Consider the following 24,905-nt stretch of genomic DNA (forward strand, 5'->3'; position numbering starts at 1 on the left):
ACCATCTGCATCAGGCCGGCTTCGGCCACCGGCAATACCGAGTCGCGAAACGAGCCGGCGTTGGCCGGCCCGGTCTTGGGATCGCTGTCGAGCTTCAGGTAGTGCTCGTAGTCGGCGCGGCTCCACACATACTTGGCGTTCTTGAAGGTCGGCACCCACTTGCCATTCTCGAGCTGCGTGTTCCAGCCGACATGATCGACATGCAGATGCGTGCACATCACCATGTCGACCTGGTCGGGCCTGACGCCGGCCGCCGCCAGGCGCTCGAGGTACTTGGTCTCCATGAGATGCCACTTGGGCCGATGCGGCCGGGGCTTGTGATTACCGACGCAGGTGTCGATCAGGATGCGCTTGCCGCCGACCGAGAGCAGCCAGCTATGGACGCTGAGCTTCAGGAAGCCCGAGTCCTTGTCGTAGTGGGCAGGCATCAGCCAGCCCGCATGCCGGTCCACGACGGCGGGATCCCAATCGGGAAAGAAGGCCTTGGCGTCGAAATTGGGCTCGTAGGTCTCCTCGATGCGCCGCACTGTTGCGCCACCGAGCTTCACTTCGGTCATGCCATCTCCCCCCGATTGCCGGCAAGCTTAGCGTCGCCGGGCAGTCTTCGGGAAGGGCGGCGTTTCGCTCTAGAACCGCATCCTGGCCATGGCGTGACGGTGAGCGAGGGCGCCGATCGCCGCGGCACCGAGCGGCGCCAGCACCAGCAGCCGGACGAAGTACACGCCGAGCGTCCGACCGTCGAAGGTGCCCGGCAGCACGATCGCAACGGCAACGGTCATCATGAAGAAGGCCGCGGCGAATCCGATTCCGCTCACGGCGCCCAACACCGCGGCACCCAACGTCGTGTGCGCCCGATCAAATCCGAAGTAGTAGCTGAGAGCAAAAGCCGCGCCGCAGGCGACGAAGGCTGTGATGCTTTCCATGATGGACTCCTTCGATACGCTCTCGACTTGTGAGATGTCAGAGTCGACACTGTCTCGTTGCGAACAGTGTGAAACAAACCAACGATTTGGAAACCAACGAAAAACGCATGTCTGAGTTCCCCTCGACCTGGATTTCCGCATCCGAGCTCACAACACTTTACGGCCGCAATGCGCTTTCGCCCGTCGGTGCTATCGAAGCAATGCTGCTACGTGCATCGAAGCTGCAACCACATCTCAACGCATTCGTCATGATCGACGCCGATGGCGCGCGCGCCGCGGCCAAGGCATCCGAAGCGCGCTGGAAAGCCGGCACGCCGCTGTCACCGCTCGATGGTGTCCCGACGACGATCAAGGACACGACACCGGTCAGGGGCTGGCCGACGCGCTACGGCTCGCACGCGACCGACGAAACGCCTGCCACCGAGGACGCACCCGTCGCGGGACGGCTGCGCGCCGCCGGCATGATCATCCTCGGCAAGAGCACGACGCCGGAGTTCGGATGGAAGGCGCTCACCGATTCGCCGCTGCAGGGCACGACGCGCAATCCCTGGAACCTGAAGCATTCGCCCGGCGGCTCGTCAGGTGGTGCCTCGTCGCTTACTGCCGCGGGGATCAATCCCTTCAACCACGGCAACGACGGCGGCGGCTCCATCCGCATCCCGGCGGCCCATACCGGGCTGGTCGGCCTGAAGCCGAGCTACGGCCGCATCGCGCAGCATCCCGCCGACTCGCCCTTCGCCGATGTCATCAGCCAGGGCGTGCTGTCGCGCACCGTGCACGACACGGCGCTGGCATTGAACGTCATGGCAGGGCCCGACGCACGCGACTGGCGCTCTCTGCCCGCCGATCCGCGCGACTACACGATCGGACTCGACGATGGCGTGCGTGGCCTCAAGATCGGTCTCAGCCTCGATTTCGGGCACGTGAAGGCCGATGCGGATGTCCGAGCACTGGTCATCGCGGCAGCGAAGCGCTTCGAGGAATTGGGCGCGCATGTCGAGGACGTCGGCCCGCTGATCGAGCCGCTGCAGAATTCCTTCGAGGCGCTTTGGATCGGCAGCTTCGCCACCCGCCTCCGTCAGATCCCGACGCAGCTCCACGGCAAACTCGATCCCGGCTTCCGCGCCGCTGCGGAGAAGGGCATGGCGGTCACGCTGGCCGACTACGCCAAGGCCTACGAGGCGAAGTCGAAGCTGGCGCGCGACCTGGCGCTCTGGCACGGGAAATTCGACCTGCTGCTGGCGCCCGTGACGCCGACCGCCGCGCCGCCGGTCGAGACACTCTACAACTCGGAAGCCTTCCCGCGCTGGACCAAGGGGGCACCCTACACACTACCCTGCAATCTCACCGGCCAGCCGGCCGCCTCGATGCCGGCCGGCCTTACGCCGGCCGGCCTGCCGGTCGGCCTGCAGATCATCGGCCCGCCGCGCGCCGACCATCTGGTGCTGCGGGCCATGCGCGCCTTCGAGAGCGCCTCGGGCTGGACATGGCCGCAGGCCAAGGTCGTGGAGACGCTGGCCAGGCTCTGACCGCACCCACGCACGGGAATGTTATCGGCAATGCAATAGTGTCCGGTCGGCCCGGGAGGCCACGCTTGGTCGACCAAGAAACCGCCCGGAGGAGCCTCATGTCCCTACATTCTCGTGCAGCCGTCGCGGCCGCGTCCATCGTGCTCACGCTCGCCGGCACCGCCGTCGCGCAGCAGCCACCGCCGTCGAACATGACCTTCTTCATCACCAGCGTCGGCAGCCCGTTCGGCGCCAACTTCGGCGGAATCGAAGGCGCGGACCGCCATTGCCAGATGCTGGCCGCCCGCGTCGGCGCCGGCAGCAAGACCTGGCGGTCATACCTCAGCGTGCAGGCCGCCGACGGCAAGCCGGCAATCAACGCCCGCGACCGCATCGGCAAGGGCCCGTGGGTCAACAGCGCGGGAGTCCAGATCGCCGCCAATGTCGAGGAGTTGCATACGCCCGCGCTCAACAAGATCAACACCGAGAACGGCCGGGCGGAAACCGGCCGGATGATCCCGAGCCGTCTGTTCGTCGTGAACCAGCACGACATTTTGACGGGCACGCTGGCCGACGGCACGGCACCGCCGCCGGACAAGGACATGACTTGCGGCAACTGGACCAAGAGCGGCAACGACAGCCAGGCCATGGTCGGCCACCACGACCGCATGGGCCTGCGCGACGATGAGCCCTCGAAGTCGTGGAACGCCTCCCATCCCTCGCGCGGCTGCAATGCCGCGTCCCTGGTGGCGACCGGTGGCGCGGGCCTGCTCTATTGCTTCGCGGCGGACTGACGCGACCGACTACCGAAGGTGAAACAGCTCGGACGGCAATGGCTCTGGTTGCCGTCCATGGGCCGTTTCATACCTTGCCCTCCCAGACGAAGAGGCGGCGGAACTTCTCCCAGAACTCCCCGCCCATGACGAAGAAGCTGAAGATGAAAGCAAGGTCGGCCGCCGCCAGGATGGCGATCCGGCCATTGTCCGCCGGCATCCATGACGGCACGTAACCCGCGACATAGAGCGGAATGAAGCTCAGGAGGCAGATCGCCAGCCCAGCGTAGTATCTCCCCCGCGACACCGGCGTGGAGAAGAAGGTCGTGAACAGGAACTTCTTCGCAGCCCCGACGATGCGGTCGAAGTTCTGCCGGCCGAGCAGGGCCACCGCCAGCAGCATGAGGACCTCGGGGGCGCCGGCCACGAGCGCGCCCGCGATCAACGCCGATTGGGCTACCGGCAGGCCGAGAAACGGAACCAGCAGCGCCAGCAGCGGCAGCACCATGGCGAGCGCGAGCACGGAGACGCCGGCAACAAAACGCCAGTTGGCCGTGGAGTCCGGTGGTGCCATGGGATCGATGCCGATGCTGCAGGTAGGCGATGCAATCGATCCTACCTGCCCGCCCGCACCGAGAACAGACCCATGGCCCCAGGTCACACCCTCTAGGCGTCTATCTTGACGCCCGCCTTGGTGATCACCTTCTCCCACTTCTCGACCTCGGACTGGAGGAACTTCACCGTCTCGGCCGGCGTGGCGCCGACGGGGATCACGGCCTGGCTGGCCAGCCGCTTGCGCAGACTTTCGTCCTTCATCGCCTTGGCAACCTCGCCGCCCAGACGATCGACGATCTCCTTCGGCGTGCCGGCCGGCGCCATGAACATCACCCAGCTCGAGGATTCGATCAGCGGGCCGCCCGACTCGACGATGGTCGGGATCTCCTCGGCGCCGGGCACGCGCTCCTTCGACATCATGGCGAGCGCCCGCACCTTGCCGGCCCTCACCTGGCTCATGGTGCCGATCGGCACGTCGAGCAGCATCTGGATGTTGCCGGACATGAGGTCGGCCAGCGCCGGGGCTGTGCCCTTGTAGGGGACGTGCACCATCTTGGTGCCGGTCACCTGCATGATCAGCTCGCTGGTGAGATGGGCCGCCGCACCCACGCCGGACGAGCCGAACGAGATCTTGCCGGGGTTGGCCTTGGCGTAGGCGATCAGCTCACCGACGGTCTTCACCGGCAGGTCGTTGCTCACCAGGATCATGATCGGTGCGATGCCGACCAGGGACACCGGCGCGAAGCTCGTCACCGGATCGAACTTCAGCTTGCCGGCGTAGAGCGTCTTGTTGGCGGCGTGCGCCGCAATCACCGTCAGGAAGGTGTATCCGTCGGGTGGGGCGTTGGCGACGATCTCCGCCCCGATCAGCGAATTGGCGCCGGGCTTGTTGTCGACAACGAAGGTCTGGCCGACGTTCATCTTCTCCAGCGTCAGCCTGGTCACCGAGTCGGTCAGTCCACCCGCCGTGTAGGGCACCACCCAGCGGATCGATTTGGCCGGCCATGTCTGGGCGCGGAGCGACGATGGTGCGAAGGCGGCAGCGGCACTCACCGCCAAAACGCTGCGGCGGTTCAACTTGGTCATACTCTGATTACTCCTGTTGTTGATCAGTCGAGGTCGAGGCCGTTCATGCCGGCGTTCTTGCGCGCCTTCTTGGCCAGTTCGGTCAAAATCTTGCCGGCCTGGCGCGGGTCGAGGACCGGCTTCGCCTCGGGCCCCTTGTGCCAGCCCTCGGCGACGGCGAACTGGCCGTTGCCGGCCTGGAAGACGCGGCCGGTGATCTCGCGGCTCTCCTCGCTCACCAGCCAGGTCGCGACCGGCGCGATCCATTTCGGGCTGCGCGTCTGCTTGTCCTCCTCAGTGTACTCGCGCAGGTCTTCGGTCATGCGCGTGAAGGCCGAGGGCGAGATCGAGTTGACGGTGATGCCGTAGCGGGCGAGTTCGCGCGCGGCGATGACCGTGAACGAGGCGATACCGGCTTTGGCGGCGCCGTAGTTGGTCTGGCCGATGTTGCCGTAGATGCCCGACACCGACGTGGTGGTGATGATGCGCGCATCGACCGGGCCGCCTTTGGCTTTCGCCTGGTCGCGCCAGTAAGCCGCGGCATGGCGGGCCGGTGCGAAGGTGCCTTTCAGGTGCACCTTGATGACGGCGTCCCACTCCTGCTCGCTCATGTTGACCAGCATGCGGTCGCGCAGGATGCCGGCGTTCAGCACCACGGCATCGAGCTTGCCGAAGGCCGATACCGCCTGGTCGATCATGCGCTTGGCGCCGTTCCAGTCGGAGACGTCGTCGCCGTTGGCCACGGCTTCGCCGCCCTTGGCCTTGATCTCGTTCACCACCTGCTGGGCAGCCGATATGTCCTGGCCGGCGCCGGCGCGGTCGCCGCCCAGGTCGTTGACCACGACCTTGGCGCCATGCTCGGCCAGCATCAGGCAATGCTCGCGGCCCACGCCACGGGCGCCGCCGGTCACGATCGCCACCCGTCCCTCGCACAATCTAGCCATTGCTCCCTCCCGTTTCTGGCGTGTCTGGCCCCGCCATCCTGCGCTACTCTAGCGGCCTATCGAGGAGGATCGCCATGGACACGCTGCCGCTCGTCACCCCCGAACAGGTCGGTCTTTCCGCAGCGCGGCTCGACCGCGTACGCAAGTGGATGCATGGCTGGGTCGACAGCGGAAAGCTCGCCGGCATGGTCACCTGCGTGCTGCGCAAGGGCGAGCTCGCCTTCGCCGAGGTCTATGGCAAGGCCGACCTGGCGCGCGACAAGCCGATGCGGCCCGACACGATCTTCCGAATCTATTCCATGACCAAGCCGCTCACCTCGACGGCGATCATGATGCTCTACGAAGAAGGTCGCTTTCAGCTCGACGACCCGATCTCGAAATTCATCCCCGCCTTCGCCAATCCGCGTGTCATGACGGGCGGCAGCCGCGGCAAGATCGAGACCGTGCCGGCCGAACGCGAGATCAACTTCCGCGACCTGCTGACCCACACCTCGGGCCTGACCTACGGCTTCATGGAGAGCAATCCGGTCGACGCGGCCTACCGCGCCAAGGAAGGCGGCGTCGATTTCCAGACCGCCGACACCAGCCTCAAGCAGCTGGTCGAGCGGCTGGCGCAGCTGCCGCTGATCGCCCAGCCCGGCAAGGCCTGGAACTATTCGGTGTCGACCGACGTGCTGGGCTATCTCGTCGAGGTGATCTCCGGCCAGCCCTTCGAGAAGTACCTGAAGGAGAAAGTGATCGATCCGCTCCGCATGGTCGATACCGACTTCCACGTGCCGAAGGAGAAGCACGAGCGCTTCGCCGCCAACTATTCGGCCGGTGCCGGCGGCAAGCTCGACCTGATCGACGATCCGGGCAAGAGCCGCTACCTGGCACCTCGCAAGGTGAACTCGGGCGGCGGCGGCCTGGTCTCGACGGCGTCGGACTACCTGCGCTTCTGCCGGTTCATGCTGAACAAAGGCGAACTGGACGGCGTGCGACTGCTCGGCCGCAAGACGGTCGAGCTCATGACCATGAACCACCTCAAGGGCGACATGGCCGACATGGGCACGCCGCGCTTTTCGGAGTCGACCTACACCGGCATCGGCTTCGGTCTCGGTTTCTCGGTGATGATCGATCCGGCCAAGGCCTTCATCGCCGGCACGCCGGGCGAGTTCGCCTGGGGCGGCGCCGCCTCGACCGCCTTCTGGATCGACCCTGAGGAGGACATGGCCGTGGTCCTGCTGACCCAGCTCATGCCCTCCTCGACCTACCCGATCCGCCGCGAGCTGCGCGTGCTCACCTATCAAGCGATCATCGACTGAGGGCATCGATCGATGCGCAATACCGGCCCCATCACCGTCCGCAAGCTGCACCCGCTGTTCGGCGCCGAGGTCTCGGGCATCGACATCACGCGGCCGCTCTCGGCCCGCGAGTTCGGGCCGATCCGGGCGGCGTTCGAGGAACATTCGGTGCTGCTGTTCCGCGACCAGCCGATGGACGACGACAAGCAGACCGCCTTCAGCGAGAATTTCGGGCCGCTCGAGACCACCGGCAGTTCCAATCCCGCCGTCGGCACCAAGTTCCAGCGTCAGTCCAACCTCGACATCGAGACCGGCCTGCCGATCCCCAACGACGACATGCGCATGATCTACCAGAAGGCCAACTACTTCTGGCACTCCGACTCCTCGTTCAAGCGCATCCCCTCGCTGTGCTCGATGCTGACCGCGCGCATCTGCCCGCCGAGCGGCGGCAACACCGAATTCCTGTGCATGCGCGCCGCCTGGGATGCGCTCCCGCCGGCGATCAAGGCGACGGTCGAGCCGCTGGTCGCCGAGCATGCGCTCGCCTATTCGCGCGACCGCGTGCAGAAGGGCATCCTGAGCGCCAAGGCGCTGGCCGAGCTGCCGCCTGTCAGGCAGCGCCTCTATCGGGACAACCCGATCAACGGCCGCCGCGCACTCTATATCGGCGCCCATGCCGGCCACATCGTCGGCTGGCCCTACGACACCGGCCGCGCCTTGCTGGCCGAACTGACGGAGCGCGCCCAGCGCCCGGAATTCATCCTCTCGCACGAATGGCGCGAGGGCGATTCGATCGTGTGGGACAATCGCGCCGTCCTGCACCGCGCCACCGCCTATGACACCGTCAAGCACAAGCGCCTGATGCAGCGCACGACGATTGGGGGCGACGCGCCCACCGTCCCGCAGTAGACGATGGCGGAACCTGTCCAGGACGGAATGCCACCGGGCCTGCCGCGCCTGCTGGCGGTGATAACCATCACCATCGGCCTCATGATGTCGGTGCTCAGCAACTCGATGACCAACCTCGCGCTGCCCTACATCGCGCAGGACCTCAACGTCACCGCCGAAAGCTCGATCTGGATCGTCAACGCGAGCCAGATCGCGCTGATGGTCTGCCTGCTGCCGGTGGCGGCACTGGCCGACATCGTGGGCTACCGCCACGTCTACCGCTTCGGCCTCGCCCTCTTCTGCCTGGCCTCGCTCGGCTGCGCGCTGGCGCCGTCGCTGCCGTGGCTGATCGCGGCCCGCACCTTCCAGGGGCTGGGCGGCTCGGCGATCATGGCGATCCAGCCCGCCCTGGTGCGCTCGATCTATCCCCGCGCCCAGCTCGGCCGCGGCCTCGGCTTCAACACCACCGTGGTGGCCACGTCGCTTGCTGCCGGCCCCAGCCTCGGCGCCGCGCTGCTCTCAATCACCTCCTGGCCGATCCTGTTCGCCGTCTACGTGCCGCTGGGCGTGATCTCGTTCCTGCTCGCCGAAAAGTACCTGCCGCACACCACGCACACCCGCCGCCCCTTCGATGTCCTTTCCGCCATCCTGTCAGGCTTCACCTTCGGCCTGCTGATCTTCGGCATCGACGGCATGGCGCACGGCCACGCCCCGGCGATGATCGTGGCCGAACTCGCCGGCTCCCTCCTGCTGGGTACACTGTTTGTCTGGCGCCAGACCCGGCTTGCCGATCCCATGATGCCGGTCGACATTTTTCGGCGGCCGATCTTCTCGCTTTCCATCAGCGCCGGCGCCTGCACCTTCACCGCGCAGGGCCTCGCCTTCGTCAGCCTGCCCTTCTACTTCGCCACCGTGCTCGGCAGGAGCGCCACCGACACCGGCATTCTTCTGACGGCCTGGCCGCTGGCGCTGGCCTTCATGGCGCCGATCGCCGGCCGCCTCGCCGACCGCCACCATGCCGGCCTGCTGGGCGCCATCGGCCTCACCAGCATGACCGCGGGCCTGGTGCTGACAGCGCTGCTGCCGCCCGATCCCTCGGCCACCGACATCATGTGGCGGCTGGTGCTGTGCGGCGCGGGCTTCGGCATCTTCGCCGCGCCCAACAACCGGCTGATGATGAACGCCGTGCCGCGCGACAGGAGCGGCAGCGCCGGCGGCATCATCGCCTCGGCCCGCACCCTCGGCCAGACGATGGGCGCCGCCCTGGTGGCGCTGGTGTTCGGCCTGTTCGACTTCTCCGGCGGCGGTGCCGCCGATGCCGCCCGTGCCGCGATCTGGCTGGGCGCCGGCTTCGCGGCGTTGGCCCTGGTGATCGGCAGTCTCAGGCTGCGGCACTAGAGTCGCGTGAAGCGGGACAAAGCAAGAAACGACTTTGAATTTCTGCCGATCGACCAAGCGGTTGATCCGTCATCCGAATTGCCGGCGAGCGGGCCGAAAAATGTCTCCTGAAGTGGGACATTCTGAAAACTCGCTTTCCACCTCCTTGGGCTGCCGTGTCGCTGTATTCCTATCTCCAAACGCAAGGCGCGCCAAAGCTTGCACGACCTTCGATAGGAATTAATAGGATTTCAACAGGAAAGTCAAGTCAGGCCGCCGCATGCATCTCGCGGAACAGCGACGGCGCCATGCCGAAGCGGCGCTCGAAGGCCTGGCCGAGCCGCGCCGAGGAGCGCAGGCCCACCTTGGCCGCGATTGCCTTCAGCGGCAGGCCCTCTGCCAGCAGCGTGCGCGCCGCATCGAGGCGCAGGCTCTCGACGAAGTGCGCCGGCGTCTTGGCCGTCGCCTCGGTGAACTTGCGGTAGAAGCTGCGCTCGCTGAGGCCGGCCCGGGCCGCCAGCGCCGGCACGTCGAGCGGCTGGTCGAGATGGGCCTGCATCCAGTCGATCAGCTTTACGAACGGAGTCTCGGCCGCCGTCTGGGCCTGCAGCATCGGGCTGAATTGCGACTGGTAGCCCGGCCGGCGGGCATAGAGCACGAAGTGGCGTGCGATCAGGTTGGCGAGTGCGGCGCCAAGATCGGCCTCGACCAGCGCCAGCGCCATGTCGATGCCGGTGGTGACGCCGGCCGAGGTCCAGACCTTGCCGTCGACGACATAGAGCGAGTCGGCATCGACCTCGAGTCCGGCGAAGCGCTCGGCGAGGCGATCGCAGCTCGACCAGTGCGTCGCCACCCGCTTGCCGTCGAGCAGGCCCGCCGCCGCCAGCACGAAGGCGCCGGTGCAGACCGAGCCGTAGCGCCGGGCCCCGGGAGCGGCTTTGCGCAGCCAGCGCCGCAAGCCCTCATGATCCATCGCAGCTTTCAGGCCGCGCGAACCGCCGGCAACCAGCAGCGTGTCGGGCTGGCCGCCGACCTTGCGGCTGTGCAAGGCAACGCCCGAATTGGAGACTACGGCGCCGCCATCGGGCGAGACGATCGCCACGTCGTAGAACGGCCGCACCCGTCCCTCGTTGGCGGCGCCGAACACGGCAGCAGGACCGGTGACGTCGAGGAGCTGGCAGCCCTCGTAGGCGACGATGGCGATGCGATGGGGTTTGGTCATTGGCAGAAAATAGACGATCTTTGTCATTTCTGCCAGAGCCGGATTCATCTACTCATTGGAGCGCGCAACTGGAGTTGCGCGCTCCGAAGAGGTGACAAATGGCTGAGCCCATCCAGATCGGCATCCTGCTCTATCCCAACGTCACCCAGCTCGATGCGACCGGCCCCGCCCAGGTCCTGAGCCGGGTGCCGGGCGCCAAGATGCACATGATCTGGAAGACCCGGGATCCGGTGCCGACCGACGCCGGCTTCTCGATCGTGCCGACCACCACCTTCGCCGACTGCCCCCGGCTCGACGTGATCTGCGTGCCGGGCGGCGGCGGCCAGACGGTGCTGATGACCGACGACGAGACGCTCGACTTTTTGCGCCGCCAGGCCGCGACCGCGCGCTACGTCACTTCGGTCTGTACCGGCTCGCTGGTGCTGGGCGCGGCCGGGCTCCTGAAGGGCTACAAGTCGGCCTGCCACTGGGCGTGGCGGGACATGCTGCCGGCGTTCGGCGCCATCCCGGTGGCGGAGCGCGTGGTGCGCGACCGCAACCGCATCTCGGGCGGCGGCGTCACTGCCGGCATCGACTTCGGCCTCACCGTCGCGGCCGAACTGGCGGGCGAGGAAGTGGCCAAGTCGATCCAGCTCGTGCTCGAGTACGACCCGCAGCCGCCGTTCGATTCGGGCAGTCCGGAAAAGGCCGGCGTCGAACGGGTGGCGCGCATCCGCGAACGGCTCCAGGGCCTGCTGCAGACCCGCCAGAAGGCCAACGACGACGCGGCAGCGAAGCTCGCCTGAACCGTCGCGGGAAAATCCGGTACGCCCGTTTGCGCGTTCCCACCCCGATGTCTAGGCTGCGACGATGAAGAATCTCGAGCTGAAGATTCCGCCTCCGGCCGTGACGCTGCTCCTCGCCATCGCGATGTGGCTGGCAGCATCTGCGTCAGGCGCTCTCGCTTTCACGCTGCCAAATCGTCTTGTGATCGCGATCGCCGCTGCCGCCCTCGGCGTCGCGATCTCCGTTGCCGGAGTTGTGTCGTTCAGGCGCGCCAAGACGACAGTCAATCCGACGAAACCCGGCGCCGCCTCGTCGCTGGTCGCCACTGGAATTTACCGCCTCACGCGCAACCCGATGTATCTGGGTCTCTTCCTGGTTCTTGCCGGCTGGGCCATCTATCTGTCGAACGCCGTCGCGTTTGCGGGTCCGCTGCTGCTCGTTCTCTACCTCAACCGCTTCCAGATCGTGCCCGAGGAAAGAGCGCTGGCCGCCAAGTTCGGCATGTCGTTCGACGACTACAGGCGCCGAACCCGGCGCTGGATCTGATGCAATGACCGGGGCTCGGCTTCACCGTCGCCGCGGTGCCTTTGCACGCGATTGATACAATCGAACGATAGGTCGCCGCGCCGAAGTCGATGAGAATGGCCGCGGGAGGATCGCCCCGTGCCCGCTCTTTTTGCGTGTCCCCTGCTTGGACGTGCCCTGCTTGGACGTGCCCTGCCTGGACGTGTTCGTGCCCTGGGTCTGGCCGCGATCGGTGGCCTCGCGCTGCTGGCGCCGACCGTCGCTGTCGCCCAATCAACGCCCGGCGTCTTTGCCTACAAATGGAATGCCGCCATCCCGGCGGACATGATCACGCCGGCCGATATCCTGCAGGCCCTGATCTGGACCGGGCACATCGGTGTGCCCGACGGCGTCGGCGAGGCGACAATCCGCAAGGCGACCCGGGCTTGGCAGGCCGCCAAACGCCGGACCGCCACCGATGGCCTGCCGAACGACCAGGCGGTCGAACTGGTTTCCGAAGGGCTGAAGCGCCGCGACGAGGCGGGCTGGGCCATTCTCCGCGACGACGCGGTGGGCTTCGCGGTCGGCATTCCGACCAAGCTCGCCAAGCTCGCGCCGCCCCAGGCCGATGGCCCGGGCATGTGGTACCACGCCGACGGAACCGTCACCCAGTCGATCGGCGTGAGGTACGGCGGGGCGAGCTGCAAAGCCCTCGAGGGGATCTATGCCACGCTCGTCCGAAAGGGCGATTCGTACCGCACGCTGCTCACCGATGGCTTCGTGATCATCGGCGTATCCGCCGGCAGCCAATCCCTGACGCGCGCCATCTGCCATGCCGGCGGCATCATCGTCACCGTCACCACGGCCTCCGACGACCGACCCGAACTGCAGCGCGCCCTGTTTGCCGCAACGATGGCCGGCACGACCGTCTACCGGACCTTCAATCCCTCCGCCCGGCCGCGTCCGCGCATCGAGGAACTGCCGCCGGCGCCGATGGACACTGCGGACGGACACGTGACCAGGCCCGCGTCGACCGGCACCGCGCCGGCCAATGTCGACACGGCGGGCATGACCGATCGCCTGAAACTGGTTCGGCGGAACGGCGGCGACCTTCGCGCCGAAGAGATCTTCGAGAAGGCCGCCGGCGCCGTCTATATGGTGAAAGCCGACAAGAGCATCGGCTCGGCGGTGGCGGTGAGCGAGAGCGACCTGCTGACCAACTGCCACGTCGTGGGCGACAAGACCGAAGTCACGCTCGTCCGCGACCGCAAGGAACTGAAGGCCAAGGTCGTGTCGATGAACATCAATGCCGACCGCTGCGTGCTCCGGGTCGAGGCCAAGCTGCCGAAGTGGGTCGGCGTCAGGCCCTACAACGACATCAAGGTCGGCGAACGGGCGCTCACCATCGGCACGCCGCAGGGGCTGGAGCTCACGGTCGCCGAGGGCATCGTCTCGTCCAAGCGCAGCCAGAACGATTCCAAGCTGATCCAGACGTCGGCGCCGATCTCGCAGGGATCGTCCGGCGGCGGCCTGTTCGACGCCCAGGGCGAACTGCTCGGCATCACGACCTTCTACTTCAAGGCCGGCCAGAACCTGAACTTCGCCGTCGCCGCCGAGGAATTCTCCCGCCCCGACGGACAGCCGGATGAGGCGAAGGCCGCCGGGCCCTAGCCCGCCGTCGCGCTTTCGATGGTGATCGCCTTGCCGGCGGCCATGTCGAACTTCAGCCGCCGAACATAGTCGAGATCGCGTCCCGTCACGCGCACGAAGCGGCTGCCTTCGGGATAGTCGATGGCGTGGATGGCGCCGACATCGTAGACGCCGGCATGACCAGGCTCGAGGCGGTAGCTCTTCACCTGCTCCAGCTTCGCCTCGCCCGCGTCGGCGCCGCCGTCGAGCCGTTTGAACTCACTCATGTCGGTGTGCTTGACCGCCTGGCCGTAGACCGCCCACGACGGGCCGTGATCGTGCGGCGGGCTCTTGTGCGGCTTGGCGTTGCAGTGGGCCAGCACGACGAAGCCGAGATCCTTGTCCTCGTAGAGCTTGCGAGTCCCCATCGGCGCCGTGGGCCCCACGGCCTGATCGACGAACACCTTGTTCGCCAGCAGCTTCTCCAGAAGCACGCGGACCTGCTCGCGGCCGGCCGGACCGGTATGGGCCTTGAGGGCTGCCTGGGCGTCCTTGACGAAGGCATCGAGCGTGTAGGTCATGGTGACGGCTCCTCTGGGAAGTCCCGAATCATCAGCGTCGCACGACAGCGAGTCAATGCACTCCAATACACAGAAACTGTCATCCCGAGCGGAGCGAGGGACCTTTGGAGAGACAGGAAAGGTCCCTCGGCCTGTGGCCTCGGGATGACAATGTGCGCGTGGCGCTAGCGCCCACCCAAGATGCGTCGTGCGATCACCATGCGGTGGACCTCCGACGGGCCCTCGTAGACCCGCATGGTACGCACCTTCTGCGCCATCATCGCGAGCGGCAGTTCCTGCGTCACGCCCATGGCGCCGAAGGCCTGCTGGGCATGGTCGATGATCTCGGTCGCCATCTCGGTGGCGTAGACCTTGATCATGGAAGCCTCCATGCGCACGTCGCGGCCGTCGTCCTGCTTCACCGCGGCGTCCATCACCATGAGGCGGCAGGCATGGAGCTTCATGGCGGCATCGGCCACCCACCACTGGATGGCCTGACGGTCGGCGAGCTTCTGGCCGAAGGTGACGCGCTGGTTGGCATGCTCGACCAGCATGTCGAGGGCGCGCTGCGCCATGCCGGTGCACCAGGCGCCCATCTGCAGGCGGCGCACGGTGAGGCGGAGCTGCATCGGCGCGAAGCCGGCGCCGACCTTGCCCAGCACCTGGCTCTCGTGCACGCGGCAATCCTCGAACACGACCTCGTAGGTGCGCTGGCCGGCGAGCATCGGAATGGCGCGCGCCACGATCAGGCCCTTGGTGCCCTTGTCGATCAGGAAGGCGGTGATGCCGCCGCGCGAGCCGAGTGCGGTGTCGGTCACCGCCATGGCGATGGTGAAGTCGGCCTTGGCGATGCGGCTGATCCATATCTTGCGGCCGTTGATCACCCAGTCGTTGCCGTCCTTCACCGCCTTGGTTTTCATGCCGGCCGGATCGCCACCGGCGCCGGGCTCGGAGATGGCGATGGCCGAGCTGGTGAGGCCGGCAGCATAGGGTTCGAGGTACTTCTTGCGCTGCTCCGGATTGGCGGTGGCCAGCAGCATGTGCAGGTTGGGCGAGTCCGGCGGGAAGGTGAAGGGCACGCAGGTGTAGCCGATCTCCTCGTTGACGCCGACCAGGGCGACGGCAGGCAGGTTGGCGCCGCCCACCTCCTCCGGCACGTCGAGCGCCCACAGGCCGAGCTCCCTGCACTGCTTGAAGAGCCTGGCGTTCTCCTCGTCGTTCAACGCCGCCGGCTGGCCGCCGGCGAAGCGCTCCAGGATGCCCTTCTCGAGCGGCATCAGTTCGTTGCGCACGAACTTCTTCACCAGTTCGCGCAGCATCTGATGTTCTTCGCTGACCTGATTCATTGTCATCCCCCATCACTTTCCAATTAGGGCTTGCCGATGCCCTTGTTCACGAAGTCCAGCGTAAATGCCCGGGCGACGTCCAGCCCCCGGGGCAGCACGTCGACATCGGCCATCTGGTCGTAGAAATCTTTCCAGCGCCTCGCGCTCATGGCGCCGATACCGTCCCTTGTCGCGTCGCCCGATGTCACGATGCCGCGCTCGTTCAGCACCTTGATCGCGTAGGCGATACGATCGTCGGTCTGGTCCGGATTGTGCCGCTTGATGAGGTCGTTGGCGGCGGCCGTCGCCGGCCCGCCCTTGAGATACTGCGCCCAGCCTTCCAGCGTGGCGTCGACGAAGCGTTGCACCAGGTCCTTCTTCTCGGTGGCCATCTTGCGCGAGATGGCGATGGTGGTCTGGTAGGCGCTGAAGCCGGCATCGGCGATCAGCAGCACCTCGGGCGGCCGGCCGAGCGCCTGGGCGAGCGAATAGGGCTCGGACGAGAGAAACCCCTGCTGCACGGCGTTCTTGTCGGCCAGGAACGGCGCCATGTTGAAGGTGTAGGGCCGGAGCTGTTCGTCCCGCAGGCCGTACTTCTTCCTGAGATAGGGCCAGTAGGTGACGCGGCCGCCATTGCCGATCAGCAGCGTGCGGCCCTTGAGCTTGTCGAAGCCGTCGAGGCCCGAGCCGGGATGGCCGATCAGCACCTGCGGGTCCTTCTGGAAGATGGCGGCGATGGTGAAGAAAGGCGCGCCTTCGCGCACGTAGGTGAAGGCCTCGAAGCTGTTCGACATGATCATGTCGACACGGCCGGTCAGCAGGAGCTGGCCGATGTTGAGGCTGGGGCCGCCCTGGCGCAGGTCGCACTCGATGCCGGCCCTGGCGTAGAGGCCGGCGGCGATCGCCTGGTAGTAGCCGCCATGTTCGGCCTGGGCGCGCCAGTCGGTCTGGAAACTCACCTTGTCGAGGCTCTGGGCGCGCGGCCGCCGGGCAAGCGGCACCAGCAGCGGACCTGCCAGCGCCATCCCCAGCGCAGCACGACGATCGAGGCGCCAGGCCGCGCCAGTGACGGGCCGGGTCATAGCGTGAGGCTCGCGCCGCGGCGATCGAAGGCGTTGGCCAGGATCTCCTTCAGCGCAATCGTCGAAACCGAAAGGGCGCCCAGCGAAGGGAGCCAGTTCTCCCACGAAGCGCGACCCTCGGCAGGGGGGCTCCAGTCAGTCGGGAAAGCAGCGACGTTCAAACCGGCGGTTCGCGCCAGCCGCAAAGCCCGCTGCATGTGGGAGGCCGACGTCACCAGAGCCACGCGCCCGTCCTTCACCAGCGTCCGCACGTGACGGATGTTCTCGATGGTGTTGAGCGAGTTTCCCTCGAGGACGATCGCCTGCGCCGGCACCCCGAGATCGGTCAGGAACAGGCGCATCGCCTCGGCTTCGGACATCTCCGCGGCGCCGCCACCGCTGGCGATGATGCGCGGCGCGAGGCCACGATGGTAAAGGCGGGCGGCATGCCAGATGCGATCGGCGGAATCGGTGAGATGAGGTTCGGGCACATCAGGCGGCAGCGCTGGCCCGATGCCACCGCCCAGCACCACGATGGCATCGTAGCAGCAGGCCGGCGCCGCCTTCGCCGCCGCGCGCGCCTCGTTCTGCAGCGGCGCCACCAGCGCATCGGCCACCGGCGGCATCGCCAGCACGAGCAGCTCGGCCACGGCCAGCACCGCCACGAGCCGCGCCAGGCGGCGCAAGCCCAGCAGCGCGAGCGCAATGGCAACCACCAGCCCGACCGCCAGCGATGCCGGCGGTAAAGCCAACTGGGCCAGGAATTTCAGGAGGACGAACGTATCCATACCGGGGTGTGCAGAGGCGGCTATACTAGCCCACGATGCGTCCGGCAAAGCGATCCGATGCCGCTCTGCGGATACGCTGCAAGGAATTTCCGATGATCTCGCACGTGTACGTCGGCGTCACCGACTTCGACCGCGCCTTCGTCTTCTACTCGGGTGTGATGGAGGCGCTGGGCCTGCCATTGAAATTCTGCGATCGCGAGCGGCCGTGGGCGGGCTGGATGCCGACGGCGGCGGCGCGGCCGCTCTTCCTCATCGGTCCACCGTATGACGGCGGCGCCGCGACCCCGGGGAAAGGTCAGATGGTGGCGTTGCTCGCGCCGAGCCGGGCCGCCGTCGATGCCTGTTATGGCCGAGCCCTTGCCAGTGGCGGCCGCGACGAAGGACCGCCGGGTCCGAGGCCGCACTATCATTCCAACTATTACGGTGCCTACTTCCGCGATCCCGACGGCAACAAGATCTGTGTCTGTTGCCATGATGCCGAGTAGGCAAAAAGAAGGGCGGACCCGGCTCACACCGGTGCCCGCCCGATCTTCAGTCGGAAGCGACTTAGATTGCTTCCTTGAGATCCTTGGCGACGCGGAAGGCAACCTTCTTCGACGCCTTGATCTTGATCGCTTCGCCGGTAGCCGGGTTGCGACCCATGCGTGCCGGACGCGCACGCACCTGGAAGATGCCGAGGCCCGTAACGCGGACCTTGTTGCCCTTCTTGAGGTGCTTCACGACTAGGCCGATGAACTCATCGAGGGCGCCAGTGGCGTCCTTCTTGGTCATGCCCGTCTTCTCGGCCAGCTCGGCCGCGACCTTGGACAGCGGGACAGTCGGAACAGTGGTTTTGGTAGCCATAGTGGAGGGGTCCCTTACGTTTTTTAAGTTTCACCAACGTCTTCCTGACGCCCCAGGACAGCGCTGGCGAGCCCAAGGTTATCCACGAATCGTCCTCCCGCAAGCCCGGAACACCCGAAAAATGTCGATTTCTGTGGCTTTTTCGGCCATTTGGGCGGCCATCCACAGACAGCAGAGAGTGCCCCGCGTGCCAACGCCCGAATTGAAGCCGACTTTCAGCACCGCCGTGAACACCTGGCAGTGCGACGAGAACGACCATCTGAACGTCCAATTCTACACCGAGTTCGGCCACGAGGCCTCGGCTCACCTGCTCGCGAGCCTGGGCCTGGGACCGCGTGCGCAGCGGGCCGCCGGCCTCGTCGTGACCGCCGCCGACGACCATGTCCGCTACCTGCGCGAGTTCCGGGTCGTCGATGCGGTCGAGGTCCGATCGGCTCCGGTCGAGGTCGGCGAGCGCCACCTCGTGGCCTATCACGAAATTCGCAACCCGGCGGAGAGCGGCGTGGCTGCCACCGTCCGCCGCCGCATCGTCTGCGACCGCCCGTGGCCCGACGCCTTCCGCCTCAGCGCCGAGGCGGCCAAAATGGCGCTGCCGGAGGCCGCGAAGCCACGCAGCGTCGGCACGCTCGCCCTGCCCGATCTCACGCTCGATGCGGCGCCCGCCACGGGCCTGATCGAGGTCGGGCGCACGGTGATCACGCCCGACGAGTGCGACGAGCACGGCTGCTTCCTGCCGCGTCACCAGTTCGGCCGCTATTCCGACGGCGCACCCATGCTGTGGAACCATCTCGGCTTCGACCGCGCCGCCATGCAGGAGCGCCAGGAAGGCTCGGTCGTGGTCGAGATGCTGAATCACTACCGCCGTCCGCTGCGTGCCGGCGACCTCGCCGTGGTGATGAGCGGCCTCGCCGCCTTCACCAGCAGGGTGCTGGTCTTCACGCATTTCCTGTTCGAGGCCGAGACCGGCACGCTTGCTGCTTGCGCCGAAGCCGTCGGCATGAAGTTCGACCAGAAGGTCCGCAAGATCATGCCCTTCGGCCCGGAGGATCAGGCGCGGCTCGCGCTTCGCAAACTCCATCTCGCCGCCTGAGGAGACGCCTATGGACGACAAGACCCGCACTGCCGCCGGCATCGCCGCTGGGCTGCAGGGCCTCGGCTATGACGACAAGCGCCTGGCCGAGATCGCGACCGAGGTCGAGGTGCTGAACGACGCCGTGCGCAAGGCGGCGGCCGCCCGCCTCACCTTCGACGACGATCCGGCGGCCTTCGCGAGCCTCTTGGCGCGGGAGGCAAAATGATCAACGACGATCCGGCGCTGCGCGATCTCAGCGACATCGCCGACGCCATTGCTACCGGACGCCTCACCTCGGTGCAGGCGACCGAGGCGTGCCTTGCCCGCATCGAAATCTGGCAGCCCCGGACCAACGCCTTCCTGCGCCTCTACAAGGAGAAGGCGATGGAACAGGCGCGCGCGATGGACAGGGAACTGGCCGCCGGCATGCGGCGCGGGCCACTGCATGGCGTGCCGATGGCGCACAAGGACATGTATTACCGCAAGGGCGAGCGCTCGACCGGCGGCAGTGCGATCCGCCGCGATTGGACGGCGCCCGTGACAGCGACGGTACTGCAGAAGCTCGACGCCGCCGGCGTCGTCGAGCTCGGCTTCCTCAACATGGCGGAATTTGCCGCCGGTCCCACCGGCCACAACGTCCATCACGGCCATTGCCGCAATCCTTGGGACTCCGCGCGCGTCACCGGCGGATCGTCGAGCGGCTCGGGCGCCTCGGTGGCGGCGCGCATGGTCTATGGCGCGCTGGGCTCGGACACCGGCGGCTCGATCCGGCTCCCCGCGTCAGCCTGTGGCGTCGTCGGCATGAAGGCGACTTACGGCCGCGTGAGCCGCGCCGGCGCCGTCGCGCGCTCCTGGAGCCTCGACCATGTCGGGCCGCTGACGCGTACCGTGCGCGACAATGCGCGGATGCTCGGCATCCTCGCCGGTCACGATCCCGACGACTCCACCAGCAGCGACAAGCCCGTGCCGGACTACGAGGCGCTGCTCGAGGGCGGTGCGTCGGGACTCAGGATCGGCCTCGCCCTGCCAGGCGATGGGCCGGCGGCGCTCGATGGCCAGGTGGGCGGCGCGGTGCAGGCGGCGGCCGATACGCTCGGCAAGCTCGGCGCCAAGGTTACGACCGCGAAGTTGCCCGACTTCACCGCGCTCTATCGGGCGGCCGAGGTGATCGTGAAATGCGAGGCGGCTGCGATACACCGGCCGTGGATGGAGAAGACGCCGGAACTCTACGCCAACCAGGTACGCACGCGCATGGAGGCAGGCTTCTTCATTCCGGCGACCCAGTACATCGATGCGCTCCGCCTGCGCGCGCATTTCGTGAGGGAGTTCCTCGCCACCGCGATGGACGGCGTCGATGCCGTGCTGCTGCCGGCGATCCCCTTCCCGATCCCGACCATCGAGGAGACCGACACGGAAACCAAGGGCGGGCCCGCCGTGCTAAAAATGGTGGCAGGCTTCACCGGGCTCACCCGGCCGTTCAACACGCTGGGCATTCCCGCGCTGTCGGTGCCCTGCGGCTTTGATACGAAGGGCGTGCCGATCGGCCTGCAGCTGGTCGGCCGACCGTTCGACGAGGCTCTGCTCTACCGCATCGGTCACGCCTACCAGGTCGCGACCGACCATCATCTGAAGGTGCCGGTGTAGCTAGACAGCCAGGTTGACCGTCACGCTCTTGCGCTGGGTGAAGCTGTCGAGCATGCCTTCCAGCGAAAACTCGCGACCCAAGCCACTCTGCTTGAAACCGCCGTAGGACATGCCGGGAGTCTGGCCGCCGCCCTGGTTGACCTGGACCCAGCCCGATTCGATGGCATGCGCGGCGCGGAGCCCGCGGCCGATGTCGTGCGTCCAGACATAGGCCGCGAGTCCGTAATGGCTGTCGTTGGCCATGCGGATCGCCTCGGCCTCGTCGCTCCAGCGAATCGCCACCAGGACCGGCCCGAAGATTTCTTCCCGGGCAAGGCGCCAATCGTTCGAACGGTCGGCGAACACGGTCGGAATGGTGAAATAGCCCTCGGAGAGCGGCCCAGTCTTTGGCGGCAGGCCGCCGAACACCAGCTGGGCATCGGAACGCTTCAGGCCCTCGTCCACATACTTGCAGACCTTGGTGAACTGCTTGTTGTTGATGATGGTGCCGATGTCGGAGGCCTCGTCGAGCGGATCGCCGATCTTCAGCGCCGTGGTCTTCTTCTCGAGCTTCGCGAGGAACGAATCGAAGATGTCCTCGTGCAGGAACAGGCGTGAGCCCGCGGTGCAGCTCTGGCTCTGGCGCGTGAAGCGCATGGCGTTGATGATGCCGTCGACCGCCCAGTCCTCGTCGGCGTCGGGATAGACGAGCGAGGGGCTCTTGCCGCCGAGTTCGAGCGATACCGGCACGATGCGTTCGGCGGCGGCGCGCATGATCACCTTGCCGACCTCGGTCGAGCCGGTGAAGGAGAGCTTGGCGATCCTGGGGTGATTGGCGAGCGGCCCGCCGCATTCCGCGCCGTAGCCGGTCAGCACGTTCAGCACGCCCGGTGGCAGGAATTCCTGGCAAATGTCGGCCATCATCAGCACACCAAGCGGCGCGTCTTCGGCGGCCTTCATCACCATCACATTGCCAGCGCAGAGCGCCGGCGCGATTTTCAGCGCGGCCAGCATGACTGGCGCATTCCACGGGATGATGGCGCCCACGACGCCCAGCGGCTCACGGCGGGTGTAGGAGAGGACATGCTCACCCAGCGGCACGGTCTCGCCCTTCAGCTCGGACGCAAGACCGCCGAAATAGCGGAAGATATCGGCTGTCATATTGGCTTCGCCGCGCGCCTGGGTGCGCAGCGCATTGCCGGTCTCGAGCGCGATGGTGCGGGCCAGTTCCTCGCTGCGCGCCTGAATTGCCTCTGCGATCTTGAGCAGGAGCTTGCCGCGCTCGCGCGGCACGACGGCCTTCCAGGCGGGGAAGGCCTTGTCGGCCGCGGCGACAGCGGCATCGACATCGGCGGCCGCGGCGCGCGGAACTTCGGCCACAGTCGTGCGCTTGGCCGGATTTTCGACGGCGATGCGCGCGCCCGAGGCGCTGCCGACCCACTTGCCACCGATCAGCATGCCCTTGGGTTGATAGGTGCCGGCAACCGGCGTGGTGGGCTTGGTCTCGGTCATCGACATGCGGGCACTCCGGTTACAAAACGGCCCGGAGTTTGGCCCGCATGTCGGGACGCGACAAGACTTGGACGCGGAGGCTAGGCGGCGGCCGCGAACTGCGGCGCGAGCGCCTCTTCTGCAGCGAGCGTGCGGGCAACGGCGTGAACCGTCGCCGCAATCCGCACCGCGGCCTGGATCTGCTCGGCCGAAAGGCCGGCCTCGCGGCAGACCTTCTCGTGCGCTTCCAGGCACATGCCGCAGCCGTTGATGGCCGAGACCACCAGCGACCACAGTTCGAAATCGACCTTGTCGACGCCGGGCTTGGCCATGGCGGTCATGCGCAGCCTGGCCGGCAGGGTCTTGTAGTCGGCGGCGTGCACGAGATGCACGAAGCGGTAGTAGATGTTGTTCATCGCCATCAGCGACGCCGCGATCTTGGCGGCGTTGAGCGCTTCCGGCGTGAGCTCGGCCGCGAAGGCGTCGACCACGGCCTGCGTGGTCGGCGCATGGTTGGCCGCAAGAGCGGCAGCAACGAAGCTGCCGGCCTTCTGCTGCGGGCTGAGCAACTGCTCGACGGCCAGGCTCGAGAGATTGAGCTTCAAGTCGCGTGCGTACTCGGGCAGCCGGTCCTTCAGCATGTCGAGAGACATGGTCTCCTCCCTTAGGCGGCCTTGAGGACGTCGTCGCCCTTCTGCCAGTTGCAGGGGCAGAGTTCGTCGGTCTGCAGGGCGTCGAGGACACGCAGCACTTCCTGCGGGTTGCGGCCGACCGAGAGGTCGTTCACCGACACGAAGCGGATGATGCCCTCGGGATCGACGATGAAGGTGGCGCGCAGGCAGACGCCTTCGGCCTTGTCGAGGATGCCGAGCGACTGGGAGAGCTCGCGCTTGAGATCGGCCAGCATGGCGAACGGCAGCGCCTTCAGGTCGGCGTGGTTCTGGCGCCAGGCGAGATGCACGAACTCGGAGTCGGTCGAGACGCCGTAGACCACCGCGTCACGCTCGTTGAAGTCCTTGTCGAGCTTGCCGAAGGCCGCGATCTCGGTCGGGCAGACGAAAGTGAAATCCTTCGGCCAGAAGAACACGATCTTCCATTTGCCGGCGTTGCTCTTGTCCGAGAGCTGGGTGAAGGCGGTCTTGGGGTCGGTGCTCACCACCGCCTTGAGGTCGAAGGAAGGAAACTTGTCACCGATGGTCAGCATGAAACGCTCCGTCTTAGATTGGAATGTTTCTAGATATGCGATCCATCCGTTGAATTGCAAGTAATTCCTAGAACTATTATAAAGAAATGATTACTTCTTCTTTTTCAATAACTTGCGATCCAGCCGTTCACCGTACTTCATGCCTTCGAGCTTGAGCCCGTCGGGATCGAGAAAGAAGACGGCGTAATAGTCGTCGTAATATTCGGCGGCCGGATCGACGATCCGCACCCGCTCCTTCTCGAGGAACGCCTGCAGCGCGTCGACGTCCTTCCGGCGGCGCAGCTCGAAGGCATAGTGGTGGAACCCGACGTCGCCGATGCGATGGGTCTTGCGGCCCTCGGCCGGTGCGATCCAGTACCGCGTCCGGCCATTGGTCCAGCCGATGGTGGTGCCGTAGTCGTCCGATAGCTCGAAGCCCAGGAACGCGAACAGCTTGGCGTAGAAGACCTTCGATTTCTCGTAGTCGCTCACCCGGATGGAGATGTGGTCGATGCCGACGACGCGGGACTTGTTGCGGGCCATGCAGGGCCTCCTCTAATTCCGGTGGTCACAACGGTCGGGATATCGGATTGTTTCCCATCCGCGCGGGATGGACCAAACAGGGCCAAGACATAGGGACGGGGATCATGAACGCGATATCGAAGAGGCTCGGCATCCTGACATTGACGCTGAATATCGTATTGGGAGGAGCTGTCCTTGGCGACACCGCCGTGGCCGCCACGCTCGACGACATCCGCCAGAGCAAGACGCTGCGCGTCGCCTACCGCGCGGATGCCGCGCCCTTCGCCTACAAGACGCCGGCCGGCCAGCCCGCCGGCTTCATGATCGACCTTTGCCAGGCGGTCGCCAAGGATCTCGCCCAGCAGCTCAACATCCCCGATCTGAAAGTGGCCTATGTCCCCGTGACCACGATCAACCGCCTCGATGCGATCACGCAGAACAAGGCCGACCTGATCTGCGACTCGCTCACCCAGACGCTGGAACGGCGCGCGCTCGTCGACTTCTCCGTTCCGACCTTCGTCGATGGCACCTCCTTCGCCATCCGCAACGACGGCCCACAGGACCTCAAGCTGCTGGCCGGCAAGAAGGTCGGCGTCGCCGCCGGCACGCTTACCGAGGAGATCACGCGGAAGTCGCTGGCCGGGCTCCACGTCAATGCCGAGATCGTGGCGTTCAAGACCTTCGAGGAGGCGATGGTCGCCCTGGAAAAAGGCCAGATCGCCGCCTATTTCGCCGGTCGCGCCATGCTTGCCTCCATGATCAAGGGCCATCCCGACGCCGCCCGCATCCTGCTGGCCAGCAATTCCCTCACCATCGAGCCGTTCGCGCTGGCGATGCGTCGCGGCGATGGCGACTTCCGCATCGCAGTCGATCGGGCGCTGAGCCACATCTACCGCTCGGGCGAGATCGCCACGATCTTCACCAAGGCGTTCGGCGAAAAAGAGCGGCCGACGCCCACGCTGCAGGCGCTCTACATGATCGCGACCTTGCCGGAGTAGCGC

Annotated in this window: 28 protein-coding genes; 13 read left to right on the forward strand and 15 right to left on the reverse strand. The window is 66.4% G+C overall.

Annotation, left to right across the window (positions count from 1 at the left end):
* Positions 1-557: MBL fold metallo-hydrolase (locus EPO55_RS06530; RefSeq protein ID WP_296335747.1), on the reverse strand; the 557-nt coding region annotated here is incomplete at its 3' end.
* A gap of 69 nt (positions 558-626) precedes the next feature.
* Entirely contained in the window at positions 627-923 is a 297-nt protein-coding gene (locus EPO55_RS06535; RefSeq protein WP_296335748.1) for a hypothetical protein, read from the reverse strand.
* Positions 924-1,030: 107 nt separating this feature from the next.
* On the opposite strand from EPO55_RS06535, the gene EPO55_RS06540 reads away from it, so the two are divergent.
* Together EPO55_RS06540 and EPO55_RS06545 are read left to right on the forward strand one after the other, a co-directional pair.
* The gene (locus EPO55_RS06540) at positions 1,031-2,452 is read left to right on the forward strand and encodes an amidase (RefSeq protein ID WP_296335749.1); all 1,422 of its coding nucleotides are present in this window, start codon (positions 1,031-1,033) and stop codon (positions 2,450-2,452) included.
* 98 nt (positions 2,453-2,550) lie between these two features.
* Positions 2,551-3,225, forward strand: a complete 675-nt coding sequence (locus tag EPO55_RS06545) for a hypothetical protein (RefSeq protein WP_296335751.1) — start codon at positions 2,551-2,553, stop codon at positions 3,223-3,225.
* A 67-nt stretch (positions 3,226-3,292) separates the two neighbouring features.
* Here the strand turns inward: EPO55_RS06545 and EPO55_RS06550 are convergent, their stop codons facing one another.
* From EPO55_RS06550 to EPO55_RS06560, 3 genes are all read right to left on the reverse strand, one after another.
* Positions 3,293-3,778, reverse strand: a complete 486-nt coding sequence (locus EPO55_RS06550; RefSeq protein WP_296335753.1) for a transporter suffix domain-containing protein — start codon at positions 3,776-3,778, stop codon at positions 3,293-3,295.
* A gap of 92 nt (positions 3,779-3,870) precedes the next feature.
* Positions 3,871-4,845: a tripartite tricarboxylate transporter substrate binding protein gene (locus tag EPO55_RS06555; RefSeq protein ID WP_296335755.1), complete on the reverse strand. Its 975-nt coding sequence runs from the start codon at positions 4,843-4,845 to the stop codon at positions 3,871-3,873.
* A 23-nt stretch (positions 4,846-4,868) separates the two neighbouring features.
* A complete protein-coding gene (locus EPO55_RS06560) occupies positions 4,869-5,768 on the reverse strand; it encodes an SDR family NAD(P)-dependent oxidoreductase (RefSeq protein ID WP_296335757.1) in 900 nt (299 codons plus the stop codon).
* Between the two features lie 74 nt (positions 5,769-5,842).
* Here EPO55_RS06560 and EPO55_RS06565 point away from each other — a divergent pair, with 74 nt between their 5' ends.
* Genes EPO55_RS06565 through EPO55_RS06575 form a run of 3 tightly spaced genes read left to right on the forward strand, consistent with a single transcriptional unit; the run spans position 5,843 to position 9,337 of the window.
* Entirely contained in the window at positions 5,843-7,072 is a 1,230-nt protein-coding gene (locus EPO55_RS06565) for a serine hydrolase domain-containing protein (RefSeq protein ID WP_296335759.1), read from the forward strand.
* A gap of 12 nt (positions 7,073-7,084) precedes the next feature.
* Positions 7,085-7,960 (forward strand): TauD/TfdA family dioxygenase, encoded by an 876-nt coding sequence (locus EPO55_RS06570; RefSeq protein WP_296335760.1) that lies wholly within the window; start codon positions 7,085-7,087, stop codon positions 7,958-7,960.
* A 3-nt stretch (positions 7,961-7,963) separates the two neighbouring features.
* The gene (locus EPO55_RS06575; protein WP_296335761.1) at positions 7,964-9,337 is read left to right on the forward strand and encodes an MFS transporter; all 1,374 of its coding nucleotides are present in this window, start codon (positions 7,964-7,966) and stop codon (positions 9,335-9,337) included.
* Positions 9,338-9,584: 247 nt separating this feature from the next.
* Here the strand turns inward: EPO55_RS06575 and EPO55_RS06580 are convergent, their stop codons facing one another.
* On the reverse strand, positions 9,585-10,538 hold the full coding sequence (locus tag EPO55_RS06580; protein ID WP_296335763.1) for a GlxA family transcriptional regulator: 954 nt from the start codon (positions 10,536-10,538) through the stop codon (positions 9,585-9,587).
* Positions 10,539-10,636: 98 nt separating this feature from the next.
* Between EPO55_RS06580 and EPO55_RS06585 the strand changes: the two genes are divergently transcribed.
* From EPO55_RS06585 to EPO55_RS06595, 3 genes are all read left to right on the forward strand, one after another.
* The gene (locus tag EPO55_RS06585) at positions 10,637-11,323 is read left to right on the forward strand and encodes a DJ-1/PfpI family protein (RefSeq protein ID WP_296335765.1); all 687 of its coding nucleotides are present in this window, start codon (positions 10,637-10,639) and stop codon (positions 11,321-11,323) included.
* Positions 11,324-11,387: 64 nt separating this feature from the next.
* Entirely contained in the window at positions 11,388-11,849 is a 462-nt protein-coding gene (locus tag EPO55_RS06590; RefSeq protein ID WP_296335766.1) for an isoprenylcysteine carboxylmethyltransferase family protein, read from the forward strand.
* A 117-nt stretch (positions 11,850-11,966) separates the two neighbouring features.
* On the forward strand, positions 11,967-13,478 hold the full coding sequence (locus EPO55_RS06595) for a serine protease (RefSeq protein WP_296335768.1): 1,512 nt from the start codon (positions 11,967-11,969) through the stop codon (positions 13,476-13,478).
* Here EPO55_RS06595 and EPO55_RS06600 read toward each other — a convergent pair.
* The 4 genes from EPO55_RS06600 to EPO55_RS06615 form a co-directional block, all read right to left on the reverse strand.
* Positions 13,475-14,017: a hypothetical protein gene (locus EPO55_RS06600; RefSeq protein WP_296335769.1), complete on the reverse strand. Its 543-nt coding sequence runs from the start codon at positions 14,015-14,017 to the stop codon at positions 13,475-13,477. The genes EPO55_RS06595 and EPO55_RS06600 overlap by 4 nt on opposite strands.
* Positions 14,018-14,181: 164 nt before the next feature.
* The gene (locus tag EPO55_RS06605) at positions 14,182-15,342 is read right to left on the reverse strand and encodes an acyl-CoA dehydrogenase family protein (protein ID WP_296335770.1); all 1,161 of its coding nucleotides are present in this window, start codon (positions 15,340-15,342) and stop codon (positions 14,182-14,184) included.
* A gap of 23 nt (positions 15,343-15,365) precedes the next feature.
* A complete protein-coding gene (locus tag EPO55_RS06610) occupies positions 15,366-16,403 on the reverse strand; it encodes an ABC transporter substrate-binding protein (protein WP_296335772.1) in 1,038 nt (345 codons plus the stop codon).
* Positions 16,400-17,170: a YdcF family protein gene (locus EPO55_RS06615; protein ID WP_296335773.1), complete on the reverse strand. Its 771-nt coding sequence runs from the start codon at positions 17,168-17,170 to the stop codon at positions 16,400-16,402. The genes EPO55_RS06610 and EPO55_RS06615 overlap by 4 nt, the downstream gene beginning before the upstream one ends.
* 92 nt (positions 17,171-17,262) lie before the next feature.
* Between EPO55_RS06615 and EPO55_RS06620 the strand changes: the two genes are divergently transcribed.
* Positions 17,263-17,655, forward strand: a complete 393-nt coding sequence (locus EPO55_RS06620; RefSeq protein ID WP_296335775.1) for a VOC family protein — start codon at positions 17,263-17,265, stop codon at positions 17,653-17,655.
* A 61-nt stretch (positions 17,656-17,716) separates the two neighbouring features.
* Here the strand turns inward: EPO55_RS06620 and EPO55_RS06625 are convergent, their stop codons facing one another.
* On the reverse strand, positions 17,717-18,013 hold the full coding sequence (locus EPO55_RS06625) for an HU family DNA-binding protein (protein WP_296335776.1): 297 nt from the start codon (positions 18,011-18,013) through the stop codon (positions 17,717-17,719).
* 187 nt (positions 18,014-18,200) lie between these two features.
* On the opposite strand from EPO55_RS06625, the gene EPO55_RS06630 reads away from it, so the two are divergent.
* Genes EPO55_RS06630 through EPO55_RS06640 form a run of 3 tightly spaced genes read left to right on the forward strand, consistent with a single transcriptional unit; the run spans position 18,201 to position 20,729 of the window.
* Positions 18,201-19,103 carry a thioesterase family protein gene (locus tag EPO55_RS06630; RefSeq protein WP_296335777.1) on the forward strand — a complete coding sequence of 301 codons (903 nt, stop codon included), beginning with the start codon at positions 18,201-18,203 and terminating at the stop codon, positions 19,101-19,103.
* 10 nt (positions 19,104-19,113) lie between these two features.
* Positions 19,114-19,311: a hypothetical protein gene (locus EPO55_RS06635; protein WP_296335778.1), complete on the forward strand. Its 198-nt coding sequence runs from the start codon at positions 19,114-19,116 to the stop codon at positions 19,309-19,311.
* On the forward strand, positions 19,308-20,729 hold the full coding sequence (locus EPO55_RS06640; protein ID WP_363718644.1) for an amidase: 1,422 nt from the start codon (positions 19,308-19,310) through the stop codon (positions 20,727-20,729). Before EPO55_RS06635 ends, EPO55_RS06640 begins: the two co-directional genes overlap by 4 nt.
* Here EPO55_RS06640 and EPO55_RS06645 read toward each other — a convergent pair whose 3' ends face one another.
* The 4 genes from EPO55_RS06645 to EPO55_RS06660 form a co-directional block, all read right to left on the reverse strand.
* Positions 20,730-22,226, reverse strand: coding sequence for an aldehyde dehydrogenase family protein (locus EPO55_RS06645; RefSeq protein WP_296335779.1), 1,497 nt, complete (start codon positions 22,224-22,226; stop codon positions 20,730-20,732).
* 74 nt (positions 22,227-22,300) lie between these two features.
* Positions 22,301-22,852: a carboxymuconolactone decarboxylase family protein gene (locus EPO55_RS06650; protein ID WP_296335780.1), complete on the reverse strand. Its 552-nt coding sequence runs from the start codon at positions 22,850-22,852 to the stop codon at positions 22,301-22,303.
* A gap of 11 nt (positions 22,853-22,863) precedes the next feature.
* Complete coding sequence (locus EPO55_RS06655; protein WP_296335781.1) at positions 22,864-23,403, reverse strand: peroxiredoxin; 540 nt, start codon at positions 23,401-23,403, stop codon at positions 22,864-22,866.
* 90 nt (positions 23,404-23,493) lie between these two features.
* Positions 23,494-23,925, reverse strand: a complete 432-nt coding sequence (locus EPO55_RS06660; protein ID WP_296335782.1) for a VOC family protein — start codon at positions 23,923-23,925, stop codon at positions 23,494-23,496.
* A gap of 104 nt (positions 23,926-24,029) precedes the next feature.
* On the opposite strand from EPO55_RS06660, the gene EPO55_RS06665 reads away from it, so the two are divergent.
* Positions 24,030-24,902 carry an amino acid ABC transporter substrate-binding protein gene (locus EPO55_RS06665; RefSeq protein ID WP_296335785.1) on the forward strand — a complete coding sequence of 291 codons (873 nt, stop codon included), beginning with the start codon at positions 24,030-24,032 and terminating at the stop codon, positions 24,900-24,902.
* The last annotated feature ends 3 nt before the right edge of the window (positions 24,903-24,905 follow it).

It is taken from the genome of Reyranella sp., assembly GCF_004296935.1.
Lineage (GTDB): Bacteria > Pseudomonadota > Alphaproteobacteria > Reyranellales > Reyranellaceae > Reyranella.

Bases quoted from the DNA above. Each gene is read 5' to 3' on its own strand.
- EPO55_RS06640 (WP_363718644.1), top strand. From the start codon at position 19,308: ATGATCAACGACGATCCGGCGCTGCGCGATCTCAGCGACATCGCCGAC.
- EPO55_RS06565 (WP_296335759.1), top strand. From the start codon at position 5,843: ATGGACACGCTGCCGCTCGTCACCCCCGAACAGGTCGGTCTTTCCGCA.
- EPO55_RS06590 (WP_296335766.1), top strand. From the start codon at position 11,388: ATGAAGAATCTCGAGCTGAAGATTCCGCCTCCGGCCGTGACGCTGCTC.
- EPO55_RS06555 (WP_296335755.1), bottom strand. From the start codon at position 4,845: ATGACCAAGTTGAACCGCCGCAGCGTTTTGGCGGTGAGTGCCGCTGCC.
- EPO55_RS06580 (WP_296335763.1), bottom strand. From the start codon at position 10,538: ATGACCAAACCCCATCGCATCGCCATCGTCGCCTACGAGGGCTGCCAG.
- EPO55_RS06660 (WP_296335782.1), bottom strand. From the start codon at position 23,925: ATGGCCCGCAACAAGTCCCGCGTCGTCGGCATCGACCACATCTCCATC.
- EPO55_RS06585 (WP_296335765.1), top strand. From the start codon at position 10,637: ATGGCTGAGCCCATCCAGATCGGCATCCTGCTCTATCCCAACGTCACC.
- EPO55_RS06665 (WP_296335785.1), top strand. From the start codon at position 24,030: ATGAACGCGATATCGAAGAGGCTCGGCATCCTGACATTGACGCTGAAT.
- EPO55_RS06645 (WP_296335779.1), bottom strand. From the start codon at position 22,226: ATGTCGATGACCGAGACCAAGCCCACCACGCCGGTTGCCGGCACCTAT.
- EPO55_RS06615 (WP_296335773.1), bottom strand. From the start codon at position 17,170: ATGGATACGTTCGTCCTCCTGAAATTCCTGGCCCAGTTGGCTTTACCG.
- EPO55_RS06650 (WP_296335780.1), bottom strand. From the start codon at position 22,852: ATGTCTCTCGACATGCTGAAGGACCGGCTGCCCGAGTACGCACGCGAC.
- EPO55_RS06605 (WP_296335770.1), bottom strand. From the start codon at position 15,342: ATGAATCAGGTCAGCGAAGAACATCAGATGCTGCGCGAACTGGTGAAG.
- EPO55_RS06600 (WP_296335769.1), bottom strand. From the start codon at position 14,017: ATGACCTACACGCTCGATGCCTTCGTCAAGGACGCCCAGGCAGCCCTC.
- EPO55_RS06560 (WP_296335757.1), bottom strand. From the start codon at position 5,768: ATGGCTAGATTGTGCGAGGGACGGGTGGCGATCGTGACCGGCGGCGCC.
- EPO55_RS06610 (WP_296335772.1), bottom strand. From the start codon at position 16,403: ATGACCCGGCCCGTCACTGGCGCGGCCTGGCGCCTCGATCGTCGTGCT.
- EPO55_RS06635 (WP_296335778.1), top strand. From the start codon at position 19,114: ATGGACGACAAGACCCGCACTGCCGCCGGCATCGCCGCTGGGCTGCAG.
- EPO55_RS06550 (WP_296335753.1), bottom strand. From the start codon at position 3,778: ATGGCACCACCGGACTCCACGGCCAACTGGCGTTTTGTTGCCGGCGTC.
- EPO55_RS06625 (WP_296335776.1), bottom strand. From the start codon at position 18,013: ATGGCTACCAAAACCACTGTTCCGACTGTCCCGCTGTCCAAGGTCGCG.
- EPO55_RS06575 (WP_296335761.1), top strand. From the start codon at position 7,964: ATGGCGGAACCTGTCCAGGACGGAATGCCACCGGGCCTGCCGCGCCTG.
- EPO55_RS06540 (WP_296335749.1), top strand. From the start codon at position 1,031: ATGTCTGAGTTCCCCTCGACCTGGATTTCCGCATCCGAGCTCACAACA.
- EPO55_RS06620 (WP_296335775.1), top strand. From the start codon at position 17,263: ATGATCTCGCACGTGTACGTCGGCGTCACCGACTTCGACCGCGCCTTC.
- EPO55_RS06655 (WP_296335781.1), bottom strand. From the start codon at position 23,403: ATGCTGACCATCGGTGACAAGTTTCCTTCCTTCGACCTCAAGGCGGTG.
- EPO55_RS06545 (WP_296335751.1), top strand. From the start codon at position 2,551: ATGTCCCTACATTCTCGTGCAGCCGTCGCGGCCGCGTCCATCGTGCTC.
- EPO55_RS06535 (WP_296335748.1), bottom strand. From the start codon at position 923: ATGGAAAGCATCACAGCCTTCGTCGCCTGCGGCGCGGCTTTTGCTCTC.
- EPO55_RS06570 (WP_296335760.1), top strand. From the start codon at position 7,085: ATGCGCAATACCGGCCCCATCACCGTCCGCAAGCTGCACCCGCTGTTC.